12 protein-coding genes and 1 tRNA gene are annotated in these 22,899 nt (G+C 71.9%); 10 read left to right on the top strand and 3 right to left on the bottom strand.

The annotated features are described in order from the left end of the window. Positions 1–7 precede the first annotated feature (7 nt). On the bottom strand, positions 8–1,138 hold the full coding sequence (locus tag GF068_RS38015) for a hypothetical protein (RefSeq protein WP_153824451.1): 1,131 nt from the start codon (positions 1,136–1,138) through the stop codon (positions 8–10). 350 nt (positions 1,139–1,488) lie between these two features. On the opposite strand from GF068_RS38015, the gene GF068_RS38010 reads away from it, so the two are divergent. The 10 genes from GF068_RS38010 (at position 1,489) to GF068_RS47505 (ending at position 20,603) form a co-directional block, all read left to right on the top strand. Then, entirely contained in the window at positions 1,489–3,951 is a 2,463-nt protein-coding gene (locus tag GF068_RS38010; RefSeq protein ID WP_153824450.1) for a zinc-ribbon domain-containing protein, read from the top strand. Then, positions 3,948–5,807, top strand: coding sequence for a signal peptide peptidase SppA (gene sppA / locus GF068_RS38005; RefSeq protein ID WP_153824449.1), 1,860 nt, complete (start codon positions 3,948–3,950; stop codon positions 5,805–5,807). Before GF068_RS38010 ends, sppA begins: the two co-directional genes overlap by 4 nt. 46 nt (positions 5,808–5,853) lie before the next feature. Then, a complete protein-coding gene (locus GF068_RS38000; protein WP_153824448.1) occupies positions 5,854–12,582 on the top strand; it encodes a tetratricopeptide repeat protein in 6,729 nt (2,242 codons plus the stop codon). Positions 12,583–12,780: 198 nt separating this feature from the next. Beyond that, positions 12,781–13,395: a hypothetical protein gene (locus GF068_RS37995; RefSeq protein ID WP_153824447.1), complete on the top strand. Its 615-nt coding sequence runs from the start codon at positions 12,781–12,783 to the stop codon at positions 13,393–13,395. A gap of 47 nt (positions 13,396–13,442) precedes the next feature. Then, the gene (locus GF068_RS37990; protein WP_153824446.1) at positions 13,443–15,167 is read left to right on the top strand and encodes a carboxypeptidase-like regulatory domain-containing protein; all 1,725 of its coding nucleotides are present in this window, start codon (positions 13,443–13,445) and stop codon (positions 15,165–15,167) included. A gap of 69 nt (positions 15,168–15,236) precedes the next feature. Then, entirely contained in the window at positions 15,237–16,343 is a 1,107-nt protein-coding gene (locus GF068_RS37985) for an ATP-binding protein (RefSeq protein WP_153824445.1), read from the top strand. Positions 16,344–16,429: 86 nt separating this feature from the next. Further along, positions 16,430–16,511: transfer RNA gene (locus GF068_RS37980), tRNA-Leu, on the top strand. 141 nt (positions 16,512–16,652) lie between these two features. After that, a complete protein-coding gene (locus tag GF068_RS37975; protein ID WP_170319919.1) occupies positions 16,653–17,147 on the top strand; it encodes a hypothetical protein in 495 nt (164 codons plus the stop codon). A 138-nt stretch (positions 17,148–17,285) separates the two neighbouring features. Beyond that, a complete protein-coding gene (locus GF068_RS37970) occupies positions 17,286–19,667 on the top strand; it encodes a M36 family metallopeptidase (protein WP_153824443.1) in 2,382 nt (793 codons plus the stop codon). Positions 19,668–19,847: 180 nt separating this feature from the next. Then, positions 19,848–20,603: a class I SAM-dependent methyltransferase gene (locus tag GF068_RS47505; protein ID WP_420814147.1), complete on the top strand. Its 756-nt coding sequence runs from the start codon at positions 19,848–19,850 to the stop codon at positions 20,601–20,603. 25 nt (positions 20,604–20,628) lie between these two features. On the opposite strand, the gene GF068_RS37960 is transcribed toward GF068_RS47505, so the two are convergent. Together GF068_RS37960 and GF068_RS37955 are read right to left on the bottom strand one after the other, a co-directional pair. Then, on the bottom strand, positions 20,629–21,276 hold the full coding sequence (locus GF068_RS37960) for an HAD family hydrolase (RefSeq protein WP_153824441.1): 648 nt from the start codon (positions 21,274–21,276) through the stop codon (positions 20,629–20,631). A gap of 43 nt (positions 21,277–21,319) precedes the next feature. Beyond that, positions 21,320–22,879, bottom strand: coding sequence for a serine/threonine protein kinase (locus GF068_RS37955; protein WP_153824440.1), 1,560 nt, complete (start codon positions 22,877–22,879; stop codon positions 21,320–21,322). Positions 22,880–22,899: the final 20 nt, after the last annotated feature.

The following is a 22,899-nucleotide window of genomic DNA, read 5'->3' as shown; positions in this document are numbered from 1 at the left end:
GAGCGGGCTACTTGCAGAAGCCGTCGATGCAGATCTTGCCCGACGCGCAGGCGAGCCCGGCCGTGGGGTCACACTCGCTGCCGAGGTTGTCGTTCGAGCCGCAGACCTGGTGATCGCCGGACATCGTCGTGACGGTCTTGCAGACGTCGAGCGACGGCAGGTTGCAGACGTTGTCGTTCGGCGGGGCGCACGAGATGTAGCAGTTGTGGTGCAGGCAGATGGAGCCGGCGGCGCAGGCGTCCTGCACGCCGTCCTGCTGACAGTAGAACTCGGCCGACTGGTTCGGGATGCAGCCGTTCTCCACCCACACGTCGCCCGGCGGGCACATGCCCATCTGGCTGCGCGGGACGCACGCGCCGGCGACGCAGACCTCGTCGGCCGAGCCGCAGTCGTTCGTGATGGTGCAGGACTCGACGATCTTCGTGCAGATGCCGAGGCCCGTGTCGCAGGCGTACCCGCCGTCGCAGTCGGCGTCGTCGTCACACGCCGGGGTGCACTTGCCGGCGACGCACTTGTTGTTCGGCGGGCACTGGGTCTGGTCCGAGCACTGATCGGCGGGCGCGGTGCACATGCCGCTCACGCAGAGGTAGCCGGCGCCGAGGCCGCTGCAGTCGGCGTCCGTGCCGCACGCCGCGGGGCTCGCCGGGACGCACTGCGAAGCCTCGCAGGCGTAGCCGTAGATGCAGCCGATGGCGTCGCACGCGAGCGGCTGGCAGGTGCCGTCGGGCGCGCACGTCTCGCCCATGGGGCAGTCGTCGGGGTTGCCGCACCAGGTGACCGAGCCGCCGCCCGTGCCGCCGGTCCCGCCGGTGCCGCCGGTGCCACCCGAGCCGCCGGTGCCGCCGGTCCCGCCCGAGCCGCCGGCGCCGGGCTGGCAGCTCGCCCCCATGTTCTCGACGACGCAGCCGAAGCCTTCGCTGCATCCCCAGACCGTGCAGTCGCCGGGGTGGCACTGGTTGTCCGTGCCGCACGTCTCGTTGAGGTCGCAGTCATTGGGGCCGCGGCAGCCGCCTGGCCCCGGGCAATTCGAGCCGCGGCACGGCCCCTCCTGCCACTCGCCGTCGTCGTCGTAGATGGGGCAGCCCGCGAGGAACGTCGCCATCATGCCGAGGAAGCCCAGAAGAGAAAGTCGCTTCATACCGTCTCCCGAAAAGCACCAACCACGCCGCGAAGCGAGTCCTGCGCGGCCTTGACGAAGGCCACGGCAGCAGGGGGAAGGTAGCAAGCAACATGCCCCGCACAAGGCTCGCGATCCCGCTGGGTTGCATCGCGTGGATCCGCTCGCCGAAGACAAAACGACGAGGGGCGAGAGGGGGCGGATCGTGAAAGGTCGTTCACGATCGGATGTGGCACAAAGGACCCGATCCCGGGGCCGGGCGCGTTCGAAGAGTGGAGCCGGACGGGGAAGGCGCGGTAGTAGTAGGGAGCTGATGCGCCGCGGCGGCCATTGCGTCCCGGTGCACAAAGAGGAAAGCTGCCAAGTTCCCCATGGAAGTCACCTGCGAGCGCTGCGGCACGGTGTACGACTTCGACGACGCCCTCGTCTCCGAGCGCGGCACCTCCGTCAAGTGCACGACATGCGGGCACCAGTTCAAGGTGCGCCGCGCATCCGTGGGGACGGTCCCCGACACGTGGGTCGTACGCACCGTCGACGGGCGCGAGATCGAGTTCACCGCGCTGCGCGAGCTCCAGGGCGCGATCCACGACGGGAAGGTGTCCCGCGAGGACGTGCTCTCCCGCAGCAACAGCCGGCCGCGGAGGCTCGGGTCGATCGCCGAGCTCGAGCCGTTCTTCAACCGCATCGGCATGACGGTGCCGGCGACCGGGACGACACCACCACCAGGCCCCGCGCGGACCCGCACGAGGACACCCGCAGGGCTCGGCGGCGGAGCGGCGCCGCCGCCACGCCAGCAAGAGGCCTCGGTGGTGTTCGCGCTCCCCGGACGCCAGCCCGGCGCCGCGTCCGCAGCCGCGCCCGCAGCCGCGCCGCGGCGTGGATCGGTGCCGCCGCCGCCGCCCGTGGCGATGGGCGGCGCATTGCTCGGGAAGCGGTCGCCGTCGGTGCGTCCGCCCGCGGCAGGGAACACGGACATCCCGGGCCTCGCCGCGCCCCGCGTGCCGGGCGGGCTCGAAGAGCTGAACACGATGGACGTCGTGGAGGCGCCGATCTCGACGCGCACGAACGGCCCGCCGCCGCCGCGTGGCCAGGTTGCTTCGTCGCCGGACGAGCGAGGTGGGTCGGTCGAGCGGATCAGCCAGCTCCCGCCGCCGCCGCCGCCGCCGCGCAAGCCCGCGGGTTCGTCGCCGATGTTCCCGCCGCCCGCGCCCGCGGAGGGGCCGCCGCTGCCGCGAAAAACCGCGCCGTCGTCGCCGATGTTCCCGCCGCCGGAGCCTCCGCCGCCGCCGCGCAAGCCCGCGGGTTCGTCGCCGATGTTCCCGCCGCCGGAGCCGCCGTCGCCGCCACGAAAGGCCACGCCCGAGCCGCCGAGCGTGCAGGATGCGGGTCCGTCGAGCGGAGACGATCCGACGCTGATGATGGACCGATCGCCGACGAGCGAGGGTCCGACGCTGATGATGGATCGGCCGCCGGTGCTCGCGGCCGCAAAGCCGGCCGCGGCGACGCCCGCGCCGCCGAAGAGCGAGGTGGTGAAGCCCGCGTCGACGCCTTCGGTGAAGAACCCGTCGAGCGGCCCCGCGTCGCTGCCGCCGTCGTCGGCGCTGCCGAGCGGCGAGGACATGCTCGCGATCTCGGGGATCCCGCCCCGGAGGCCACACGCGGCGCGCTGGATCGTGGGCGTGCTCTTGCTCGGCCTCGGCGCGCTCGGCGTGGTGATGGTCGCGCGCGAGTACCTGCCGAACAAGGGGGCCGCGACGCAGCCGCAAGGAGACGCGCGGCTCGGGGCGCTGCTCGATCAGGGAGATCGTGACCTGCGGGACGGCGATCTCGACGCGGCGAACGAGTCGTACGTCAAGGCGAGCGCGCTCGCCGACGGGGATCTGCGCGTGGCCGTGCGGCTCGCGCGCCTCGCGGCCGTGCGCGCGGACGTGGCGTGGCTCAAGGTGCGGCTGCTCGCCGCGGCGGATCCGGACCTGCCGAACGCGAAGCGCGAGCTCGACCTCGTGGTGGGTCGCGCGAAGCAGGCGGCGGATCGGGCGCAGTCGATCGCGGCCTCCGACGCGGACGTGACGCGCTGCCGGATCGACGCGCTCCGCCTCGCGGGGGACGTCGACGGCGCGCGCAAGCTCGTCTCGTCGCTGCCGAAGTCGACCTCGCAGGCGAGCGACGAGCTCCTGTTCGCGACGCTCGATCTGGCCGAGCCGGCGCCGGTGTGGGCGACGGTGATCGAGCGGCTGAAGAGCGCGGCGCGGGACGAGCAGAACCTCGGGCGCGCGCGGTCGATGTTGATCTACGCGCTCGCCCGATCGGGCGACGCGGCGGGCGCGAAGGTGGAGCTCGAGAGGCTCGCGGCGATGCCGAGGCCACACCCGCTCGTGCGGCTCCTGCGTGCGTTCGTGACGAGCGCGGAGGGCGCGGCGAAGCCGCCGGAGGTGGAGGCCGCGAGCGTCAAGGTGGAGGCGGGCGAAGCCGCGCTCGCGTCCGCGATCGAGGCGATCGAGAAGGGCGATCTCGACAGGGCCGAGGGGCTCTTGAAGGAGCTCGCGCAGAAGTCGCCGAAGGACACGAAGGTGCTGAAGGCGCAGGGGGACCTCGCGCTGAAGAAGAAGGATCGGGCCGCGGCGATCCGCGCCTACGAGCAGGCGGTGGCCGCCGACGCGGGGAACCTCGACGCGGTCGCGGGGCTCGCGGATCTGCGGTGGGAGAACGGCGAGCGGATGACGGCGAGCACGCTCTACCGGAAGATCATCGAGAAGGGCGGCGATACGAACCCGCACACGAAACGCGCGAAGCAGAGGCTCGCGCAGTTCGCGGACTCCTGGGAGCCACAATGAAGAAGCGGCGAGGCCGACGGGTGGGTCTGGGGGCGATCGGCGTGACGCTCGGGGCAGCGCTCGTGGCCTGCGGCGCGGGCTGCGAGGGTCGGCCGAAGGGCGCGACGAACGCGCGCGTGACGCCGTCGATCAGCGGGCCCGCGGTGGTCGAGATCGATCTGTCGCGCGGGGCGCCCGAGTCGTCGCAGGGCGGGCTGTTCGGCTCGCCGCGAGGGCGCACGCACGCCGACCTCGTGCAGGTGATCGGCGCGGCGAACGAGCGCGACACGACGAAGGGGTTCTTCGTGCGGCTCGGGGCGACGAACCTCGGGCTCGCGCGGGCCAGCGAGATCGGGCGGATGCTCGGGGCGATTCGCAAGGCGAAGAAGCCCGTGGTTTGTCACGCCGACGATCTCGGCAACGCGACGCTGCTGCTCGCGTCCGTGGGTTGTGATCGGATCTGGGTGAGCCCGGCCGGAGGCGTGGAGACGGTGGGCATCGCGGCGGAGCTCGTGTTCGGGCATCGGCTGCTCGAGAAGCTCCACGTCGAGGTGAATTTCCTCCAGGTCGGCAAGTACAAGGGCGCCGAGGAGCCGTTCACGCGCGACAGCGCGAGCCCCGAGGCGAGGCAGTCGATCGAGGGCGCGCTGCGCGGGCTACGCTCGGCGTGGCTGTCGGCGATCGCGGAGGGGCGAGGCAAACCCGAGCTCGCCGACGTCGTGGAGCTCGGGCCGTTCCCGCCGGACGAGGCGAAGGCGAAGGGGCTCGTCGACGAGGTCGGGTACGCCGACGACGCGCGCGAGGAGGCGAAGAAGCTCGCCAGCGCAGAGCGGATGAGCGTGCGCTTCGGAGGAGGCGCGTCGCAGGAGCCGGTGTCGGGCGGGATCATCGACGTGATCCGCGTGCTCGCCGGGCCGGGCTCGGGCGGGGAGCCACACGTGGCGATCGTGCCGGCGACCGGGGCGATCGCGATGGGCGGGGCGCCTGCGTCGCCGCTCGGCGGGAGCGACGGGATCACCGAGCGTGATCTGGGCAAGACGATCGCGCGGCTCACGAAGGACGAGTCGACGAAGGCGGTGGTGCTCCGGATCGACTCGCCCGGCGGATCGGCGCTCGCGTCGGACCTCTTGTGGAAGCGACTGATGAAGCTGCGCACGGACAAACCGCTCGTCGTGTCGGTCGGCGGCATGGCCGCGAGCGGCGGGTACTACCTGGCCTGCGCCGGGACGAAGATCGTCGCGGAGCCGACGAGCATCCTCGGGTCGATCGGCGTCGTGTCGGGCAAGCTCGCCGTGGGCAAGACGCTCGCGGAGATCGGGGTGACGACCGAGACGATCGCCGCGGCGCCCGATCCGCAGAAGGCCGCGCGCGCGACGTACATGTCGCCGTTCACCGGCTGGGACGAGCCGACGCGGCAGAAGGTGCTCGGGTCGATGCAGTCGATCTACGACCTGTTCGTCCGGCGCATCTCGGAGGGGCGGGGCATGCCGGTCGGGAAGGTCGCCGAGAGCGCGGAGGGGCGGATCTTCGGCGGGGTCGAGGCGAAGGAGAGGGGCCTCGTCGACGAGCTCGGCGGGCTCGCGGACGCCGTGACCCTGGCGCGAAAGCTCGCGCATCTGCCCGACGACGCGCCGGCCGAGGTGGTGGGCGAAGGTTCGGGGCTCCTGGAGCTCCTGGAGGCCTCGGAGAACGGGGAGGCGCGCGCGGAAGGCGACGGCGGGGCGGCGAAGGTGGCGCGGCAGGTCGCCGTCTCGGCCTTGTTGCCCGAGATGGGCGCGATGTTGCCCGAGGTCGCCCGGTACCTGGGGTCGATGGCGCCCCTGCTTGCGGGCGAACGAACGCTCGCGGCGATGCCGTTCGGCCTGATCGTGCGTTGAGCTCACCGCTCGTCCGCGGCCTCTGGTAGCCTGGCCGCGCCCTTCCATGAGCTCTTCGGCCCCTTTCTCCGCGACGGATGAAGACGCCGCGCCGGTCGCGCGGCGAGGCACCATGCCGCCGCCCGAGCTCGCCGATCGGCCGGCGCCCACCTCGGCGGGCTCGCTCGTGCTGGAGGCGAACCGCACGGAAGAGCCGATCGTGCGGCATCACGGCCCACGCGCCGAGATCGCACACCTGCGCGGCGTGGTCGCGCGGCGGCGCGAGGCCGGCGACGCAGCAGGCGAGCGCGAGGCCGCAGCGGCGCTGGCGCGGGGCCTGGCCGCGCGCGAGACCGAGCTCGATACGGCGGTGAACCTCGCGCGGCGCGCGCTCGAGCTCGGGGAGGACGAGGCGCTGCGATCGGAGCTCGCCGAGTGGCTCGCGGGGCTCGGCGAGCCGGCGCTCGCGGCCGAGGTGCTGCGCGCGTCATGTGATCCGTCGCGGCCCGCGACGAGCGCGCAGACGCTCCTGAAGATCGCGGTGCTGCTCGCGCGTGGCGCCGATCCGAGGGGCGCGGCCGAGGCGCTCCGGGAGGCGGCGGCGCTCGACGCGAGCCAGCCCATGCCGCTCGAGCTGCTCGGCACGATCGCGGCGTGGGCCGAGGACGCGATCCCCAAGGCGGACGCGGCGGCCGGTTACCTGACGGCGGCGGCGCGGCACGAGGCGCTCGAGGACGCGGACAGCGCGCTCGAGGATCGCCTGCGCGCGTTCGAGATCACGCCGGACGACGAGATGGCGGCGAACACGATGATCGACGCGCTCGCCGCGCGAGGCGCCGCGGGCGCGGCCGACGAGGCGCTGCGGGATCACGCGAGCGCCGTCTCCACGACGAACCGGTATCGCGCGCGGCAGGTGCACCTGCGCCGCGTGCAGCGGGCGCTCGACGAGGGGAGCGCGGCGCGCGCCGTGGCCGCCGTGCTCGACGCGGGGATCGTGGCCGAGGTCGAGAGTGATCTCGGCTCGCTCGCCGATCGTGCCCTCACGCTCGCGTCGCTCGACGGGCTCGTGTCCGTGCGCCGCGAGCTCCGGCAGAAGGGCGGCAGCATCGCGGCGATCGCGGCGCGGGCGAAGGGAGCGGAGGTCGCGGCCGCGGCGCTGCTCCAGGCGACGCTCGGCGCGTCGAAGGAGCGCGAGCGCGCCGACGCGCTCTTGCAGATCGCCGCCGAGACGAGCGGAGAGATCTGCGCGAGCCTGCTCGCCGTGGCCGCCGAGGGGTACCTCGGGCTCGGGCTCGTGCAGCTCGCGCGGAGGACGGCCGAGGACGCGTGCCTCACGGATCCCACGTCGGCGCGGGCGTTCTCGGCGCTCGCGAAGGCGACGATCGCCCTGCCGGACCTCGACGCGGCGATGGCGGTCGAGGGCGGCGCGTCGACGATGCTCATTCGATCGTCGCTCTGCGAGGGGCTGGCGAAGTCGTTCGAGGCGGTCGGGGAGATGGCGCTCGCGCTGACGTGGACGCAGCGCTGGCTCGCGCTCCGCCCCGGCTGCCCCGCCGCGATGCGCGAACTCGTGCGGCTCGCGTCCCAGGCGTACGATCCGGACCGGCTGGAGGACGCGCTCGGGTGGGTGCTCGCGCAGCCGCGGCCGCTCGACGACATGGCGAGCCTCTTCGGCGACGCGCTCTCGTTGCTCTTCGAGCTCGACGCACCGCGGGCGATCGACGTCGCGCGGCGCGCGCTCGACATGTACGGGCCGAAGGTGCCGGGGCTGCGAGGGCGCCTGCTCCAGATGAGTGATCGCGCGGGGGACGTGGCGCTCGGCGTGATCTTGCTCGAGCGGCTCGTCTCGGCCGACACGAAAAACGAGCGCACGGTCGAGCGGCTCTTCGACCTCGCGCAGAGGCGCGCGGCGGCGGAGGACTGGGACGGCGCGGCTGCGGAGCTCGCGCGCGCCGCGGAGAAGGGCGCGGAGTCGCGGCACCTGCACGAGCACCTCGACGCGCTCGACGACAAGATGCAGGAGAACCAAGCGTCGCTCGGCTCGGACGGGCTCGTCGCGTTCGTCGAGGCGAGGGTGCGCGCGCTCGGGGATCTCGTGGACGGGCCGGAGCAGTCGGCCCTCGAGAACCTGTCGAGCGGGCTGCGGGACCTCGGGGCCGTGCGCTGGGATCTCGCGCAAGATCCCACGGGCGCGGAGGACGCGTTCTGGCGGGCCGCGATGGCCGCGCCGCGCGGCGGGATGGAGCGGTACGCGCGCGACCTCGTGACGTTCGCGGGCCCGGACGCGGCGCTCGACGCGATCGTGCGGCGCAGCGAGACGCTCACGGCCGAGCCGCGCAGGCGCGCGACCCTGCTCATCGAGGCGGCGAACCTGGCCGTCGCGAACGGGCTGCCGAAGCGCGCGCTCGAGATCGGCGCGAGCGCGATCCAGATCGACCCGTCACGCGCCGAGGCGGTGGCGATCGTCGAGCGATCGTCGATCGCGGAGGGTGGGATCGACGTCCTCGATCGCACGTACGACGTGCTCGCCGCGGCCGCCCTCGGTCGTTACGGGCGGCGCGCGGCGCACTACCGCGGCGCGCGTCAGCTCGAGCGGAGGGGCGCCATCGACGCGGCCTTGCGCCACGCGGTCGCCTGCTTCGAGGCCGTCCCCTCCGAGGGCACGTCGTACGTCTTGATGGCGCGGCTCGCGGAGCGCGGCGGCAACCCGACGGAGGCCATCCGCGCCGTCGAGCGAGTCGCCGAGGCGGCCGAGGGCGCCTTGCGTGCGGGGTGGTTGAAGCGCGCCGCCTCGCTCGCGAAGGCCGCGGGCGAGGGCAGCCGCATGCGCTTCGACCTGCTCCTGCGCGCGCTCTCGGCGCGCCCGGATCTCCAGACCGTCGAGGAGATCGGCCAGACCCTGGGCAAGCTCGCCGCCTCCGTCGGCCACGTCGGTCCGCTCGTCGCTCGCTTCGAGAGCGCGGCCCCCGCGGCGCTGAAGCGCATCGACGGGCCGGACGGCGCGCGCGTGGCCCTCGGCCTCGCCAGGGTCGCGATCGCCACGCTCGGCGCCCACGCGCTCGGGCTCGCGCTCCTCGAGAAGGCCGTGGCCGCGGACGGCGACGTGGACGAGTACGACGGGCTCGTCGAGCTCGCGCCCGTGGTCGCGGCCGGCGACGCGGCGGCGACACGCGCCTTCCTCGACGCGTTGCTCGCGACCGTCGCCAGGCCCTACGCGGGCGTCGGCGTCGCGCTCCTGCGCCTCGGCGGCAAGCTCGCGTCTGCGCTCGGCGATCCGCGGATCACGAGCATGTTCCTCGTGCAGGCGGCGCGCCGCACTCCGGAGGACGAGCTGCTCGTGAGCGAGGCCGACGCCGCCGTGTTTGCCTCGGGCGACACGTCGCTCGCCGACGACCTCGACGCGGCCGTCGCCCCCGACGTCCGCCTCCTCGCCCTCTTGCACGTCGCCGAGCGGAGGGAGCGCGAGGGCAACTTCGCCGAGTCCATCGAGACGCTCGAGCGCGCCTTGCGCTCGCCGACGATCAGCCCCGAGCAACGCGAGGCCGCGCTCTCCAGCATGCGCCGGCTCTTCGTCCTGTCCGAGCGCGCCAGCGAGGCCGAGGCCGTGCTCGCCTCCGAGCTCGCGCGCCAGGACCTCGGCCCCATGTCCCGCGTCCGCATCGCGGTCGACCTCTCGACCATGCTCGCCAGCCGCGGCGAGGACGCGGCCGCGCTCGACGTCTTGAAGCGCATCCTCCAGGACAGCGAGCCGACCGACGAGCTGCTCGGGACCACCTTGCGCCTCGCGCGCCGCACGGGCGATCGCCCTGCGCAGGTCGCGCTCTTGAACCTCCAGCTCCAGCGGACCGAGGACGCCGTCGCGCGCGCTTCCATCCTGCGTGAGCTCGCCGCGCTCCTCGAAGCGCTCGGCGATCACAAGGCCGGCGTCGCGCACCTCAAGGCCGCGAGCGAGCTCGCGCCCGACAACGAGGAGGCCCTCGAGGGGCTCGAAGCGCACGCCGCCTCGCAGGGGGATCACGCGGCCGTCGCCGACATCCTCGGCAAGCGCATCGCCGCTGCGTCCGCGCCCGATCTCCGCCGCACCCTCCGCCTCCGCCGCGCCGCCGTCCTCGAGCAGCGCCTCGGCCGCCTGGAGGACGCTTGCGCCGAGCTCGACGCGCTCCTCACCGAGACCCCCGACGATCCGAGCGCGCTCCGCTTCCTCGCCGACATCCGCGAGCGCCTCGGCTCGCCGCTCCGGGCCGCGCCCCTCTGGCAGCGCCTCGGCGAGCTCTCCGCGAAGACCGACGAGCGCGCCGAGTACGGCATCCGCGCCGCGAACGACTGGCTCGCCGGCGGCAACGCCCAGGCCGCGCGTAACATCCTCGAGAGCATCGCGCCCATCGCCGCGCGTGACGCCGTCATCGAGCTGCGCGTCGCGATCGCTCGTCACCAGGGCGACGCCCGCACCCTCTCCGAGGCCCTCGATCAGCTCGCTACCGCTTCCCGCGAGCCCGCGGACAAACGCGCCAGTTACCTCGTCGAGGCCGCCCGCGCGTCCTCCTCGACCGGCGACGAGGCCACGGCCCTCGACCGCGTCCGTCGCGCCGTCCGCCTCGCTCCGCACTCGGCCGAGGCTGTCCTCGAGGCGCGCCGCCTCGAGTACCGCGCGCGCGGCGGCGGCACGCCTCGGGAAGCGCAGCAGGCGATCGACGAGCTCACGCGTATCGCCGATCGCCTCTCGCCCGAGCAGATGGAGCTCCAGGCCTTCTTGCTCGCCGAGGAGCTCGACGTCATCCAGGGCGGCGGCGCTGGCATGCGCGAGCTCTCGCGTCGCCACGCCGAGTTTGGCCCGGCTCCCCTCATCGCCCTCGGCATGGCCGAGCGCCTCGTGCGCAACAAGAACTTCGACGCGGCCTTGCCGCTCTTCGATCGCGCCTTGTCGGGCGACCTGCGTGGCCTCCGCAGCCGTGGCCGCGTCGCGCTCGCCGCGGCCGACGCCGCCCTCGCCGCGGGCCAGCTCGAGATCGCCTCGCGCCTGCTCGACACGGCGGCCGTCGAGCCCGACACCCGCCCGCTCGCGATGCGCAAGAAGCTCGAGTTCGTCGCGGGATACGGCGAGCCCGAGGCTGCGCGCGCCGCGCTCCTCGAGCTCATTCGCCAGAGCGCCGGCCTCGATCGTGCCCGCTTCCTCTACCAGCTCGGCCGCCTCGTCGTCGCCACCGATCCCGACGAGGCCATTCGCCACTACGCCGACGCCTTCCCCCTCGCTGCCCCCGATCGCTCTCTCGCCGCGCAGATCGCCGAGGAGCTCGCGCATGCGCGCAGGCCTCGCCTCATCGTCGAGCCCTCCGAGCCTCCGCCGCCTCCTCCTCCTCCTCCGCCGCCGCGCGCTCCTCTCGCCGATGACGGCCAGGCGCTCGTGCTCGACCTCGAGGAAGCGTTCGACAGCGCCTTCGACGACGACGTCGACGACGAAGACGAGATCCCGATCCCCCTCGCGGCGAGCGCCATCCGCTCCATGCCGACGGGCATCCGCCCGCCTCCACCTCCCGAGCGACCGCTCCCAGCGCCACCCGCCGCCGAGCCGCCTCCGCCGCCGCCGCGCACGCGCACATCGCCGCCGACCCCGGCGCCGGGCGGCGGACCTGCCCGCGAGACCGCGCTCTTCGAGCAGCTCATGGCTGGCTCCTACGACGCGGGTGAGCGCCTCGTCGAGCTCTACGGCGCGCACGCCGAGGCTCGCTCGCGTGACCTGCTCGTCGTGCGCAAGCACCAGGCCTCCTTGCGCCCCGGCGATCGCGGCACCCTCCAGAAGCTCCTCGAGGCCGCGCTGCTCGATCGCAACGCCGCGTATGCCCGCGCCATCGAGCACGTCCTCGCCGGCTTCGACCCGGCCGGCCGCGCCGTCCCTCCGCCTCCGCTCTCGGCCCTCGCCTCTGCGCCCGAGCTCGTCCTCGCCCTCCTCTTCCGCAACGTCGAGAGCCCCATCAACGAGGCCCTCGCCATCACCTGGGAGACGGGCCGTTACCGCCGCGAGCCGAGCCACTACGGCCTCACCGGCGCCCTGCGCGTCCAGCCCGGCGCGCCCACCGTCCTCGGCGAGGTCTGGGGTGGCATCACCCGTGTCTTCGGCGCGGCTCGTACACCCCTCTTCCATCGCCGCCCCGCCGCCGGCCCCTCCGCCTCGAGCCCCCCGAACCAAAGCTCCGCGCTGAACGTCCAGGTCGCCCTCCTCGCGCCGCCGGCCGTCGTCCTCGCGGGTGAGGCCCGCGAGGAGACCCCCGAGCTTCGTTACCTCCTCGGCGCCGCCATCGCCGGCGCCATGCCCGAGCATGTCCTCGTCCGCCTCCCCGAAGAGCACCTGCGCACCCTCATCGAGGCCCTCCGCGCCGCCTTCGGCCCTGTCGGCCCCACCGGCGGCACCGACCCCGGCGTCGCGCGCCTCGGCCAGGACCTCTGGCAGATCGTCCCTCCCCGTGGCGACCGTCGCCTCCGGGAGATTTTCGCCCAGCCTGATGGCGTCACCTACCCGTCCGCCCTCGACAGCGCCCGCCGCGCCGCGCGCCGCGCCGGCCTCTTCGCCAGCGGCGACCTGCCTACCGCGCTCCGCCTCGTCGTCGCCGAGCTCGAGCTCGACCTCGACATGCCCCTCACCGCCGAGGGCGGCCTCGCGCGGGCTTGCGTGGCGCATCCGGCCCTCGCCGATCTCGTTCGACTCGCCACGCGTAGTGAGTATGCCGAAGCCCGCTTCCGCGCGGCGTCTCCCTCCGACGGGAACAAGAACGGACCGCCGAGCCGATTCCGTGGCACTTGATGGGAGGGGCTCGCGCGGCGTTTGTTGCGCCGTGCCCCGCCTTCCAAGGAGGTGCCCATGCTCGTCGCTCGCCTGCTCTCTCGAGCCCTCTCGCCCGCGCCTCGCCTGCTCGCGCCGGAGGCTCTCCACGACCTGACAGCGTTGTCAGGGGGGCCGCGCCTTCCGCCTCGGCCTCTTGGCCATTTCCCAGGCTCCTTCGTGCTGGCCCGAAGATCGCTTCAGGGGCTCGTGCTCGCCGTGCTCGCTCCCGGATGCCTCGTCACCGCGGATCCCGTCACGTACGAGCCGCAGCAGACCCCTCCCATCATCGTCGCCTCGGGGATCGACCCTGATCCGCGCTCCATCTTGCTCGTCGGCGGCGATCTGGGCCTCGAAGAGTTTCCGATCACCGCGACCGTGGCTTCGGAGGACGCGGGGGAGTCCGTCAAAGTCGCCCTTTACGTCGATTACGGCGAAATGAACCCTGTTGGCCAGCCTTTCCGCTTTGCATTTCCGAATTTCCAGGAGCTGCCTGCGGCCACGCTCGCCGATGGCCCTCGCCCGCTCCAGGGGGTGCGCTGGAATTCTCGCGTCTATCCGCTCGAGCCTGGTTGCCATCGGCTCACCCTCGTCGTCTCGCACGAGTTCGACACCGGGACGGGGTGTCCCAAGGATTTGCGCGATTCCAGCCAGATCACCTGGCAGTTCCGGCAATGCGGCGTGGGGGACTGCCCGCCCATCCTGGAGAATTGCCCATCCACCCAAGCGAGTTGCCCGCTCGATCCCACGGCGGCGACGAGCGACACGAACGACGCCGGGACCACGGGAGGTTGACCTTGAGACACTTATCCTTGACTTTGATCGTTTCTCTGCTAGCGGCCGTGCCTGCGCTCTCCGGCTGCTTCGCCCTCGGGGGCTTCGACGTGGCCGAGCGCAACGCGTGCTCCTCGAACGACGACTGCGCGGGCGGCGGCGTCTGCGCCTTCGTCGACGGCGCGCAGACCTGCGTGGGGACCAAGGCCGATCTGCCCGGGCTCATCCTCGAGGTGCGCCCCACGGTCGAGGCGAACTCCGGCGCCAACACGCCCTACCTCGTGCCCTTCGGCGGCCAGGGCTTCGTCATGCAGGCGAGCGAGGGCCTCGTCGTCGACCACGACATCGCGCTCTCGCACGTCCAGGTCTCGCCGATCGAGCTCTTCGTCGACTACGACTACAAGGGCTGCCCGCTCTCGCCCGAGGGCAAGCTCGAGGCGGACTTCACCTTCTACCGCGACGCCCAGCACGCCGGCCTGCCCGACCATGAGGCCAGCGCGGTCCTCATGGAGGGCAGCACCGACGCCTACACCGTCGAGGTCCCGCCCGGCGTCTACGACGTACACGTCGTCCCGCGCGCCCCCGTGAACTGCACCGCGCCTCCGCCGCCGCCCATGTACTATCGCGGCGTCGACCTCGCCCAGGGCGGCAAGATCGACCTCCACCTCACCGCCGAGCCCCGCGTCATCTCCGGCAGCATCTCCTTCCCCGAGGGCAAGGACCTCGCGAACTGGTCGATCGAGGTCGTCGAGCCCAAGCACGGCATCCCCGTCTCGCGCACGCAGGTCCTCACCGTCGATCCGCCCCTCGCCCTCTTCACGACCTACAACCTCGAGTATTACTGGGACTTCGGCCTCGAGAGCTCGCCCATCCTCCGCCTCCGGCCTCCGGCCGACGACCCCGACGCGCCCAAGTTTTTCTGGCAGGTCGCCTCGCTCAGCCCGCTCAACCCCGACAGCAAGAGCATCCAGGCCGACCTCACCCTCATCGACCTCGACGCCGTCGGCCGCGAGGTCGAGTCGTTCGTCGTCGACGCCCAGGGCAAGGCCGTCGTCGCCACCGTCTCCTTCCGCAGCCTCGAGCTCTCGGGCAACGCCTCGAACAGCGCCATCTACAGCGCCGTCGTCCAGACCGACCCCGAGGGCCGCTTCACCACGAAGCTCCCGCCTGGCAAGTACCGCGTCACCACGCACCCCATCGACCTCACGAAGGCCGTCACCACCGAGGACGGCTTCGAGGTCCCCGCCGACGGCGAATGCGTCTGCGGCAAGGGTTTTACCGTGCGCGACAAGTCCATCGTCTCCGGCGTCGTCGTCCTGCCGAACGGCGAGCCCCTCACCGTCGGCGCCGCCTCCGTCTCGCCCTCGCGCTCGCCCTCGCGCCCCTACCTCTCGCGCAGCTTGCTCGCCGACACGCCGGCTTCGCAGCCCATGTCCACGCCGCTCGGCTTCGGCGGCGAGTTCTCCTTGCTCGCCGATCCCGGCTTCGCCGATCTGCTCATCGTCCCGCCGCCTGGCTCGCTCTACCCGTGGCTCGCGGATCCGCAGCTCCACGTCGAGGTCGGCCAGGCCTTCGACTTCAACACCTTCACCCTCCCGTACCCCGCCGTGCTCCGCGGCGAGGTCCGTGATCCGCTCGGAAAGATCGTTCCGAACGCGACCATCCGCGCGTGGATGCCCGTCACGGCCTCGGGCACCGAGGAGACCGTGGTGATTCAGATCGCCGAGGGGGCCACGGGCTTCGACGGCCGATACATGTTGCCCCTCGCGCCGTCCCTCTCTTCATCGAGGTAGCCCAGCGCCCTGTCTCACGGCTGCGTCCCGGGGGTACACGCTCGCCTCGGTCCGGGATAGGCTGGAGGCGTGGCGGATTCCGACACCGGTGCGATGGACCGAGAGAACCTGCGGAACGACGCGGAGCCGACCATCAGACGCCCGAGTGATCGGGACCTCGCGGGCGTCCTGCACGAGGTCTCGAACGCGCTCACGGTCGTGCTTGGATGGATCGACCGCGCGCGTGGTGAGATCGACTCGATGCCCACCGTCGAGGACGCGCTCACCGTCGCGGCTTCGCGCGCGCGCCATGCGCGTCAGATCGTCCGGCGCGCGATCGGCGCTGATGTACCGGACGACGCGCCGGCCTCGGTCGCGTCGATCCTCGCCGAGGCTGCGAAGGGCTGCGAGCCCGAGGCCAAGCGCGGCGGCGTCGAGCTCCGCACCTCGCTCGACCCTGCGCTCGAGGCGGCGCACCTGCCGGGCACCTCGACCATCTTGCAGATCCTCACGAACCTCCTGCTCAACGCCGTCGCTGTCTCGCCTGCGCGGGGCTCGGTGCTGCTCGACGCCTCGCTCGACGGCCCTGACGACGTCGTCTTCGGCGTGACCGACGAAGGCCCGGGCGTGCCTGTCGAGCGTCGGGCGAACCTGCTCGACGCGGGCGTGACCACGCGCGCTGGTGGCGCGGGCATCGGGCTTCGTTATGCGGCTGCGCTCGCGCGTGAGTCGGGCGGGATGCTCTCGCTCGTGCGGGCCGAGCCTTCGGCGCGGTTCGAGCTTCGCTGGCCTCGCCGCCCCTCCTCGCCGCCCACGCCGCCGCGCTCGAGCCGCAAGCCTGCGATGGTCTTCGCGGGCAAACGTTTCCTCGTCGTGGAGGACGACGACGCGGTCTTCGACCTGCTCGAGGCTGCGCTCACGAGCCGCGGCGCGACTGTCGTGCATGCGCGGACGCGGGCCGAGCTCGCCGTCGCCTTGAAGAGCGGCGGCGTCGACGCGGCGCTCTGCGACCTCTCTCCCTTCGGCGCGGACGTGCTTGGTGCGCTCGGCGAGATCCGCGAGACGAACCCTGGTGCGCGGATCGTCCTCATCTCGGGCAACGTCTCCGACCTGCCGGGTTTGCCTGCGTCCTTCCGGGCCACGGCGGTGCGCAAGCCCTTCGAGATCGGGGAGATCGTCGCGGCGCTCACGGCCTGACGGTCCGTTCTGCGTGCTCTTGAAAAAAGTGTTTGACATCGGGGGCGAAACGGGTAGGTTCCGTCGCCCGAAGCAAGCGGTTCCGAGCGAAGGTGGCGGAATTGGCAGACGCACTAGCTTGAGGTGCTAGCGGGTAACACCGTGGGGGTTCAAGTCCCCCCCTTCGCACCCCGACGCGGTTCATTCGAGCCGCGTGTCCGAAAGAAAGTGAAAAGGGCCGGTCGCCGTAAGGTGCCGGCCTTTTTCGCGTTTGGGGGTTTGATCATGTCCTCGTGTCCTCTTCGTCTGGCGTCGTGCCTGCTCGCTCTCGTGCCCCTCGCGCTCGTCGCGTGTGCGGCGTCCCCGCCGCCTGCGGCGTCCTCGGAGGTGGCGCCCGCGGGAGCGGCTGCCGAGCCCGAGCCTCCTCCGCCGCCCACGGCGCCGGTCACCTCCAAGGAGGAGCTCAGCTCGCCGGAGGCGGCCGAGGCCGAGCTCCTTCGCGCCGAGACGGCCCTCTTCGGCGCCATGCCCGTGACCGGGGACATGCGCGTGGCGGAGGCGGGCGCCGGCGCCGACGCGGAGCAGAAGGCGCCGCGCAAGCCTGCTGCGACGCCGGCGCAGCCGAGCCCCCTGTCGGCGAGCGGCGGGGCTTCTGCGTGTGAAGGCGCGTGCCGCGCTTACTCGTCCATGCAGCGCGCGGCGTCGCGTCTCTGCGAGCTCGCTGGAAAAGAAGACGCCCGGTGCGCCGCTGCGCAGGGCAAGGTCGAGCGCGCGACCGAGCGCCTCAAGGCGAGCTGCCCCGCGTGCGAGGGCATCCGCGGCTAGTCAATTCTCCGTCGCTACATTCTCGTCGGACGATTCCAATCGTTGCCCTCGCTTTCGGGGCTTCCTAGGATCGCATTCGGACACGTCCTTTCCCGTGCGTGTGCCACGTCCTCGGACTTCCCAAAGCAAGGGTCAACGATGCGCTTTTTTTCCTCCTTCTCGGCAAGCTTGATGGTCCTCGCGCTCGGCGGGACGGCGTTCGCCGCCTCCGGGCCGCGCACACTGCTCGAGGTGGGCTCCTTCTCGCCCGCGCAGAAACCGCTCGCCTCGGTCAAGGGCGCCGAGCCCGGGGCGCTCGACGCCTCGGCGCGCTCCATCCTCGCGGAGCGCGCGCCTTGGTCGCAGGGCCTCTCGCTCGGCCCCTCGCGTGAGGCCACGCTGCGTGACGGCCGGCGCATCGTGAAGATGCCGCAGATGCACCAGGGCGTGCCCGTGCTCCATCGCGGCGCCACCGTCTCCTTCGACGGGGCCGGCGTCGCGCGTATCGTCGCGGCGCGCCTCGCCGAGGACCTGCCTGCGGACGTCGTGCCTGCGCTCTCGGCCGAGGACGTCGTGGAGAAGGCCTCCAGGTCTGCCGGCCTCGACATGAACGCCAAGACCGCCAAGCTCGTGATCTGGCCTTCGGGCGGCGGCAATGTCCTCGCCTGGCATTTTTATGCGCCGGGCCTGACCATCCCGTATGCGCCCGTCGTCGTCGTCGACGCCCAGACCGGCGATATCGTCGCGCGTTACAACGCCGCGGTCTCCGTCCACCAGGCGAGCGTCTTCCCCACGAACCCCGTCAAGTCCCCCGACGTGCAGCCCGTCACGCTCGGATTGCCGGACGGGGAGACGAAGCTCTCGGGCCCCCTCGTCGTCGCCCGCAATTGCATCGACATGAAGACGACGAAGACCCTCATGGGCTTCATCACCGTCCATACCTGCGAGCTCTTGCAGACGTCCGTCGCCGACCCGGGCTCGCTCGATTTCACCGACGCGCCGGCCGAGGACACCGCGCCCGAGGATCCCTTCGCCGAGCTGCACATGTATGCGCACACCGAGATCGCGTACAAGTTTTTCCGGACCTTCCGGGCCGATTTCAAGGTCCAGGAGGGCCCGATCGACGCCGTCGCGAACCTCCGCCTGCCGCAGGGCCTCGCCACGTTCGACCTCCAGAAAATGGCGGACCCGAACCTGCCGCTCGAACCCTTCCAGAATGCGTTCTTCTCGCCGGCGGATCCCGCGAACCCCTTCGGCCAGCTCTTCGGCATCACGGGCGGCGCCATGATGTTCGGCCAGGGCCCGATCAAGGACTACGCGTATGACGGCGACGTCGTGTATCACGAGTTCACCCACGCCGTCGTCAATGCCACGATCCAGCTCGTCGGCACCCCGCACCGCGACGCGTTCGGCATCGTCATGTCGCCCGGCGGCATGAACGAGGGCCTCTCCGATTATTTCTCGTCCGCGATCACCGGCGACCCCGACGTCGGCGAATACGCCATCCTCGACGCCGACCCGAGCAGCAAGGCCATTCGTAGCCTCGCGGCCGCCGACGCCTGCCCCACCTCGATCGCCGGCCAGGTCCACCAGGACGCGACCCTCTTCTCCGCCGGCCTCTGGGACGTCCGCACGGCTCTGTCCGAAGAGCAGAGGCCCGAGCTCGACCTCGCGGTCTTCGCCGCCATGGAGGCCGCGCCCTCCGGCGACCTCCATTATCACGACATGGCGGCGCTCATCCTCGCCGAGGTCAAGACCTCGCCGCTCGGCGACGCCGTGGCGACGCAGCTCGAGGCGGCGTTCACCGCGCGCGGCGTCCTGCCCCATTGCCAGCGTATCCTCGAGTTCACGGGCGACACGATGCAGGGCCCGCTCAAGGCCGGGCTGGGCAGCGGCGGCGCCCTCGGCGTCTGGTTCGCGCCGAGCGTCCCTGCGGCGAACGTCGGCCAGAACTCCCTCGGCTGGGTGCCCGGCGTCATCCAGGTGCGCGTGCCGATCCCGGAGAACACCGAATCCCTCACCGTCGATTTCGACGGCGCGAGCATCAGCACCGGGCTCGGCGGCGGCGGCGGCGCCTTCGCGCCGAGGGTCCTCGTCCGCTTCGGCGAGGATCCCGTGCAATTCACCTACGGGCCCTTCAAGGCGACCGACGACCTCGTCGTCCTCACGCCCGACGGCGGCGGCCAGCAGGGCCTCAATGCGTACAACACCACCGCGACGGTCCCCGCGGGCGTGAAGACGGCTTACGTGATGATCGCCAACTCCGGCGAGGGTGACGGCGCCTTCACGAACCTCACCTTCACCACCATGCAATCGTCCGGCAATGGCGGCGCGGGCGGCATGGGCGGCATGGGCGGCATGGGCCCGGGTGCAGGCGGCACGGGCGGCACGGGCGCGAATCCGGCCGGCCCCGATGTCAACACCGACGCTGGCTGCGGCTGCGCCGTCCCTGGCACCTCCAGCGTGCCCGCGGGCGCCTCGCTCGCCGCCTTCGCGGCCATTGCGGGGCTGCTCGCGCGTCGCCGCCGCGCTGGGCGCTGACGCTCCGCGCCGCGGCGGGATCACCTCTCCCATCCCGCCCGAAAAACTCGCCGATCCGATAGAAATCCCCGCCCTCCTGCGCGGGCCTCCTCCACGCTACGACCTCCCCGTGGCGTGGGTGGAGGCCCCGCCGGGGTGGCTCGTGGGTTTCTCACGTCGGACACGAAAGGCGAATTCGAAATGCTCGACCGCGTTGGAAAGATGACCGAACGACTGCTCCGCGATGCGGGTGTCGGCGCCGGCATGCGGGTGCTCGATGCTGGTTGCGGGCGGGGTGATGTGACGTTTCTGGTCGCTCGCCTCGTCGGTGATGGTGGCCGCGTGCTCGGCATCGATCGAGACACGGGGGCCCTGTCCATCGCGCGCGAACGGGCGCGAGAGCTCGGGCTTTCGAACGTCGAATTCATGGAAGCCGATCTCGCCGCGCCGGATCCTGATCGTCATGGATTCGACGCGGTCGTCGGACGGCGCGTGTTGATGTACCAAGCGGATCGTGTCGCCGCGGTCCGAGCGCTCTCTGCCGCGTTGCGCCCCGGCGGCGTCATGGTCTTTCACGAAGTCGACGCGACGATGGTGCCGGCGTCGCGGACGCCGCTCCCGCTCCACGCGCAGGTACATCGCTGGATGTGGGAGACCGTGGCACGCGAGGGAGCCACGACCTCCATGGGATTCGAGCTGCCGTTCGTCCTCGAGGAGGCGGGGCTCGTCGTGGAGGACGTGCGCGCCGAGGCCGTCGTGCAAACGGCGAAGGCACGTCACGGGGGAGCGCCCATCCTTCGCGCCATGATGCCGCGGATCGTCGGCCACGGGGTCGCGACGGAGGCCGAGATCGACGTCGACACGCTGGACGAACGCCTCGCCGACGAACTCCGACGCTCGAACGCCGTTTACATCGGCGACATGGTCTTCGGCGCATGGGCGCGTAAACCCGGATGAGTCACGCGCCTCCCGGCGCCGGCCGCTACGGCAACCGCACGAGCCCCCGCGCCTCCTCGAGGCTCCTCACCACCACGTCCGCGATCTCCTCGAACGCCACGAAATCTCCCTCTGGCACCGCGATCACGCGCATCCCCGCGGCCTTCGCGGCCCGCGCCCCGTTCTTCGAATCCTCCAGCGCGAGGCACGCTGCCGCCTCGACCAGAAGCCGCTCCGCCGCGCGCTGATACACGTCCGGCCACGGCTTTGCCCGCGGCACCTCCTGCCCGCTCACCGTCACGTCGAAATGGTCCGTGATGCCAAACCGTTTCAGGCTCGCGTCGATCAGCCGCCGCGGCGACGACGACGCGAGCCCGATCGGCAGCCGCCCGCGCGCCTCGTCCAGGAAAACGCGGGCGAACGGCTTCAGCGAGAGCGTCTCCACCTCGGCGAGGAAACGATCCTCGAGCTCGGCCACGTCGCGCGCCTCGTCCACCTCGAAGCCGAATCGCTCCCCCATGATGTGCACGATCCGCCCGATCCCTTGCCCCGTGCAGGCGAGCGCCATCTCGTCGGTCCAATCGCCCCCGCGCGCCGCGCAGAACGCGCGCTCCACGTGGTGCCAGAGCGGCTCCGAGTCGACGAGCAGCCCGTCCATGTCGAAGATCAGCGCGCGCGGGGAGAATCGGCTCATGTCGAGCCGGCGAGTAGCACGGCGCGCCGCCCCGGCAAGCGCTTCATCTCGGCGGCGTGTTCGTCGCGGCGGGCGAGACCGGCCCGGGGCTCGGCTGTTTTGGATCTTGTGACGCCGACGCCGCCGGCGGGGGCGGCGGCGCCTGGGTTTGTCGGAACCTCAAGGCCACGAACGCGCCCACCGCCGCGGCGAACACCACCACGAGGGCCACGATCAGCCGCAATCGATCGGAACCTCGCTTCGACTCGGGCTCGGCCTCGGCGAGCTCCGCCCCCGGCGCGGCGGGCGCTTTTTCGTTCGTCTTCGCCCGCGGCGCGGGCGGATCGGTCTTCGGCAAGACGTCCGCCCGCCGGTCCAGCGTCGGCGTGACCGGCGGCGGCTCCATGGCGAGCGCGGCGGGCAGCCCCGGCGGCCGCGGGATCTCCGGCGTGAGCACCTCGGCCGACTCCCCCGAAGGCGGCATGCTCCGCAGGTTCGGCAAGATCGACGCCCCCGCGTCGCTCCCGCCGTGCGCCGTATCCATCCGCAGCACCCGCATCGACGACGCCGGCACCTCCTCGGGGGCCGGCGCGGCGGCCTCGATCTCGATCTCGCTCTGCTTCAGCTTGGCGATTTGCTTCTCGATGACCTTGCGGATCTCGGCGCGTTTGTCCGCGTAGACCGTCGAGACGTATTTGCCGATGTCCTCCGGCGTGACCCAGAGCCCCGCGCTGTCGAGGTAATCGAGGATCGCGGCCCGCATCTTGGCCGCCGTCGGGTATCGATTCACTGGATCGTACGAGAGCGCCTTCCCGCAGATCTTCGCGAGCTCCGGGGCGACGTCCGGGCGGACCGACTCGATCGTCGGCAGATCCCCCGTCGCCAGCTTGTGGAGCACCTCCATGTCCGGCGCCTTGTTGTCCCACATCTTGCGGCCGGCGAGGATTTCCCAGAGCACGATCCCCGCGACGAACACGTCGGCCCGCCGGTCGAGCGGCCGGCAGCGCACTTGCTCGGGCGCCATGTACCCGAGCTTGCCCTTCATGATACCCGTGCGCGTCTCCATCATCCGCACGTCCGATTTCGCGATCCCGAAATCGAGCAGCTTGGCCTGACCGTCGTACGACACGATCACGTTGTGCGGCGACACGTCGCGGTGGACGATGTTCAGCGGTTTTCCGTCGTAATCGCAGAGCTCGTGGGCGTAGTGCAGCCCCGCGAGCACGTCCGCCAGGATCCGCAAAAGCACCCCGGGCGGCGGGGCCGCCTTCGTCCGCGCGCGGTTCACGAGCCGGTTCAGCGGCGCGCCTTCGAGGTACTCCATCGTGATGAAGTACGTGTCCTTCTCCGCGTGCACCTCGAACGTCTGCACCACGTTCGGGTGATTCAGCCGCGTCGCGATCCGCGCCTCGTCGAGGAACATCTCGAGCCGCTCGGGATCCTCGGCGAACTCGGCGCGCAGCCGCTTCACCACCTGCAGCTTGTTCACGCCGAGCGGCCCCGCGACGACCGCGAGGAACACATCGGCCATTCCTCCGCGCCCGAGGTTCGCGATGAGCTTGTACTTACCTATGCTCACCGGCTGCTTGTCGGGGAGGCTCTGCGCGGCAGACACGCAGCCCATGTTCGGTCCGATCGCGCGCC

Origin of the sequence: Polyangium spumosum (genome assembly GCF_009649845.1) — a bacterium.
Taxonomy (GTDB): domain Bacteria; phylum Myxococcota_A; class Polyangia; order Polyangiales; family Polyangiaceae; genus Polyangium; species Polyangium spumosum.
The sequence above is the reverse complement of the archived record's forward strand: the minus strand, read 5'-3'. Positions and strand labels throughout refer to the sequence as shown.

What these genes read in the sequence shown, in the direction of transcription:
- GF068_RS37970 (WP_153824443.1), top strand. Translation starts at nt 17,286, where the DNA reads ATGCGCTTTTTTTCCTCCTTCTCGGCAAGCTTGATGGTCCTCGCGCTC.
- GF068_RS47505 (WP_420814147.1), top strand. Translation starts at nt 19,848, where the DNA reads ATGCTCGACCGCGTTGGAAAGATGACCGAACGACTGCTCCGCGATGCG.
- GF068_RS38010 (WP_153824450.1), top strand. Translation starts at nt 1,489, where the DNA reads ATGGAAGTCACCTGCGAGCGCTGCGGCACGGTGTACGACTTCGACGAC.
- GF068_RS38000 (WP_153824448.1), top strand. Translation starts at nt 5,854, where the DNA reads ATGAGCTCTTCGGCCCCTTTCTCCGCGACGGATGAAGACGCCGCGCCG.
- sppA (WP_153824449.1), top strand. Translation starts at nt 3,948, where the DNA reads ATGAAGAAGCGGCGAGGCCGACGGGTGGGTCTGGGGGCGATCGGCGTG.
- GF068_RS38015 (WP_153824451.1), bottom strand. Translation starts at nt 1,138, where the DNA reads ATGAAGCGACTTTCTCTTCTGGGCTTCCTCGGCATGATGGCGACGTTC.
- GF068_RS37960 (WP_153824441.1), bottom strand. Translation starts at nt 21,276, where the DNA reads ATGAGCCGATTCTCCCCGCGCGCGCTGATCTTCGACATGGACGGGCTG.
- GF068_RS37955 (WP_153824440.1), bottom strand. Translation starts at nt 22,879, where the DNA reads ATGGGCTGCGTGTCTGCCGCGCAGAGCCTCCCCGACAAGCAGCCGGTG.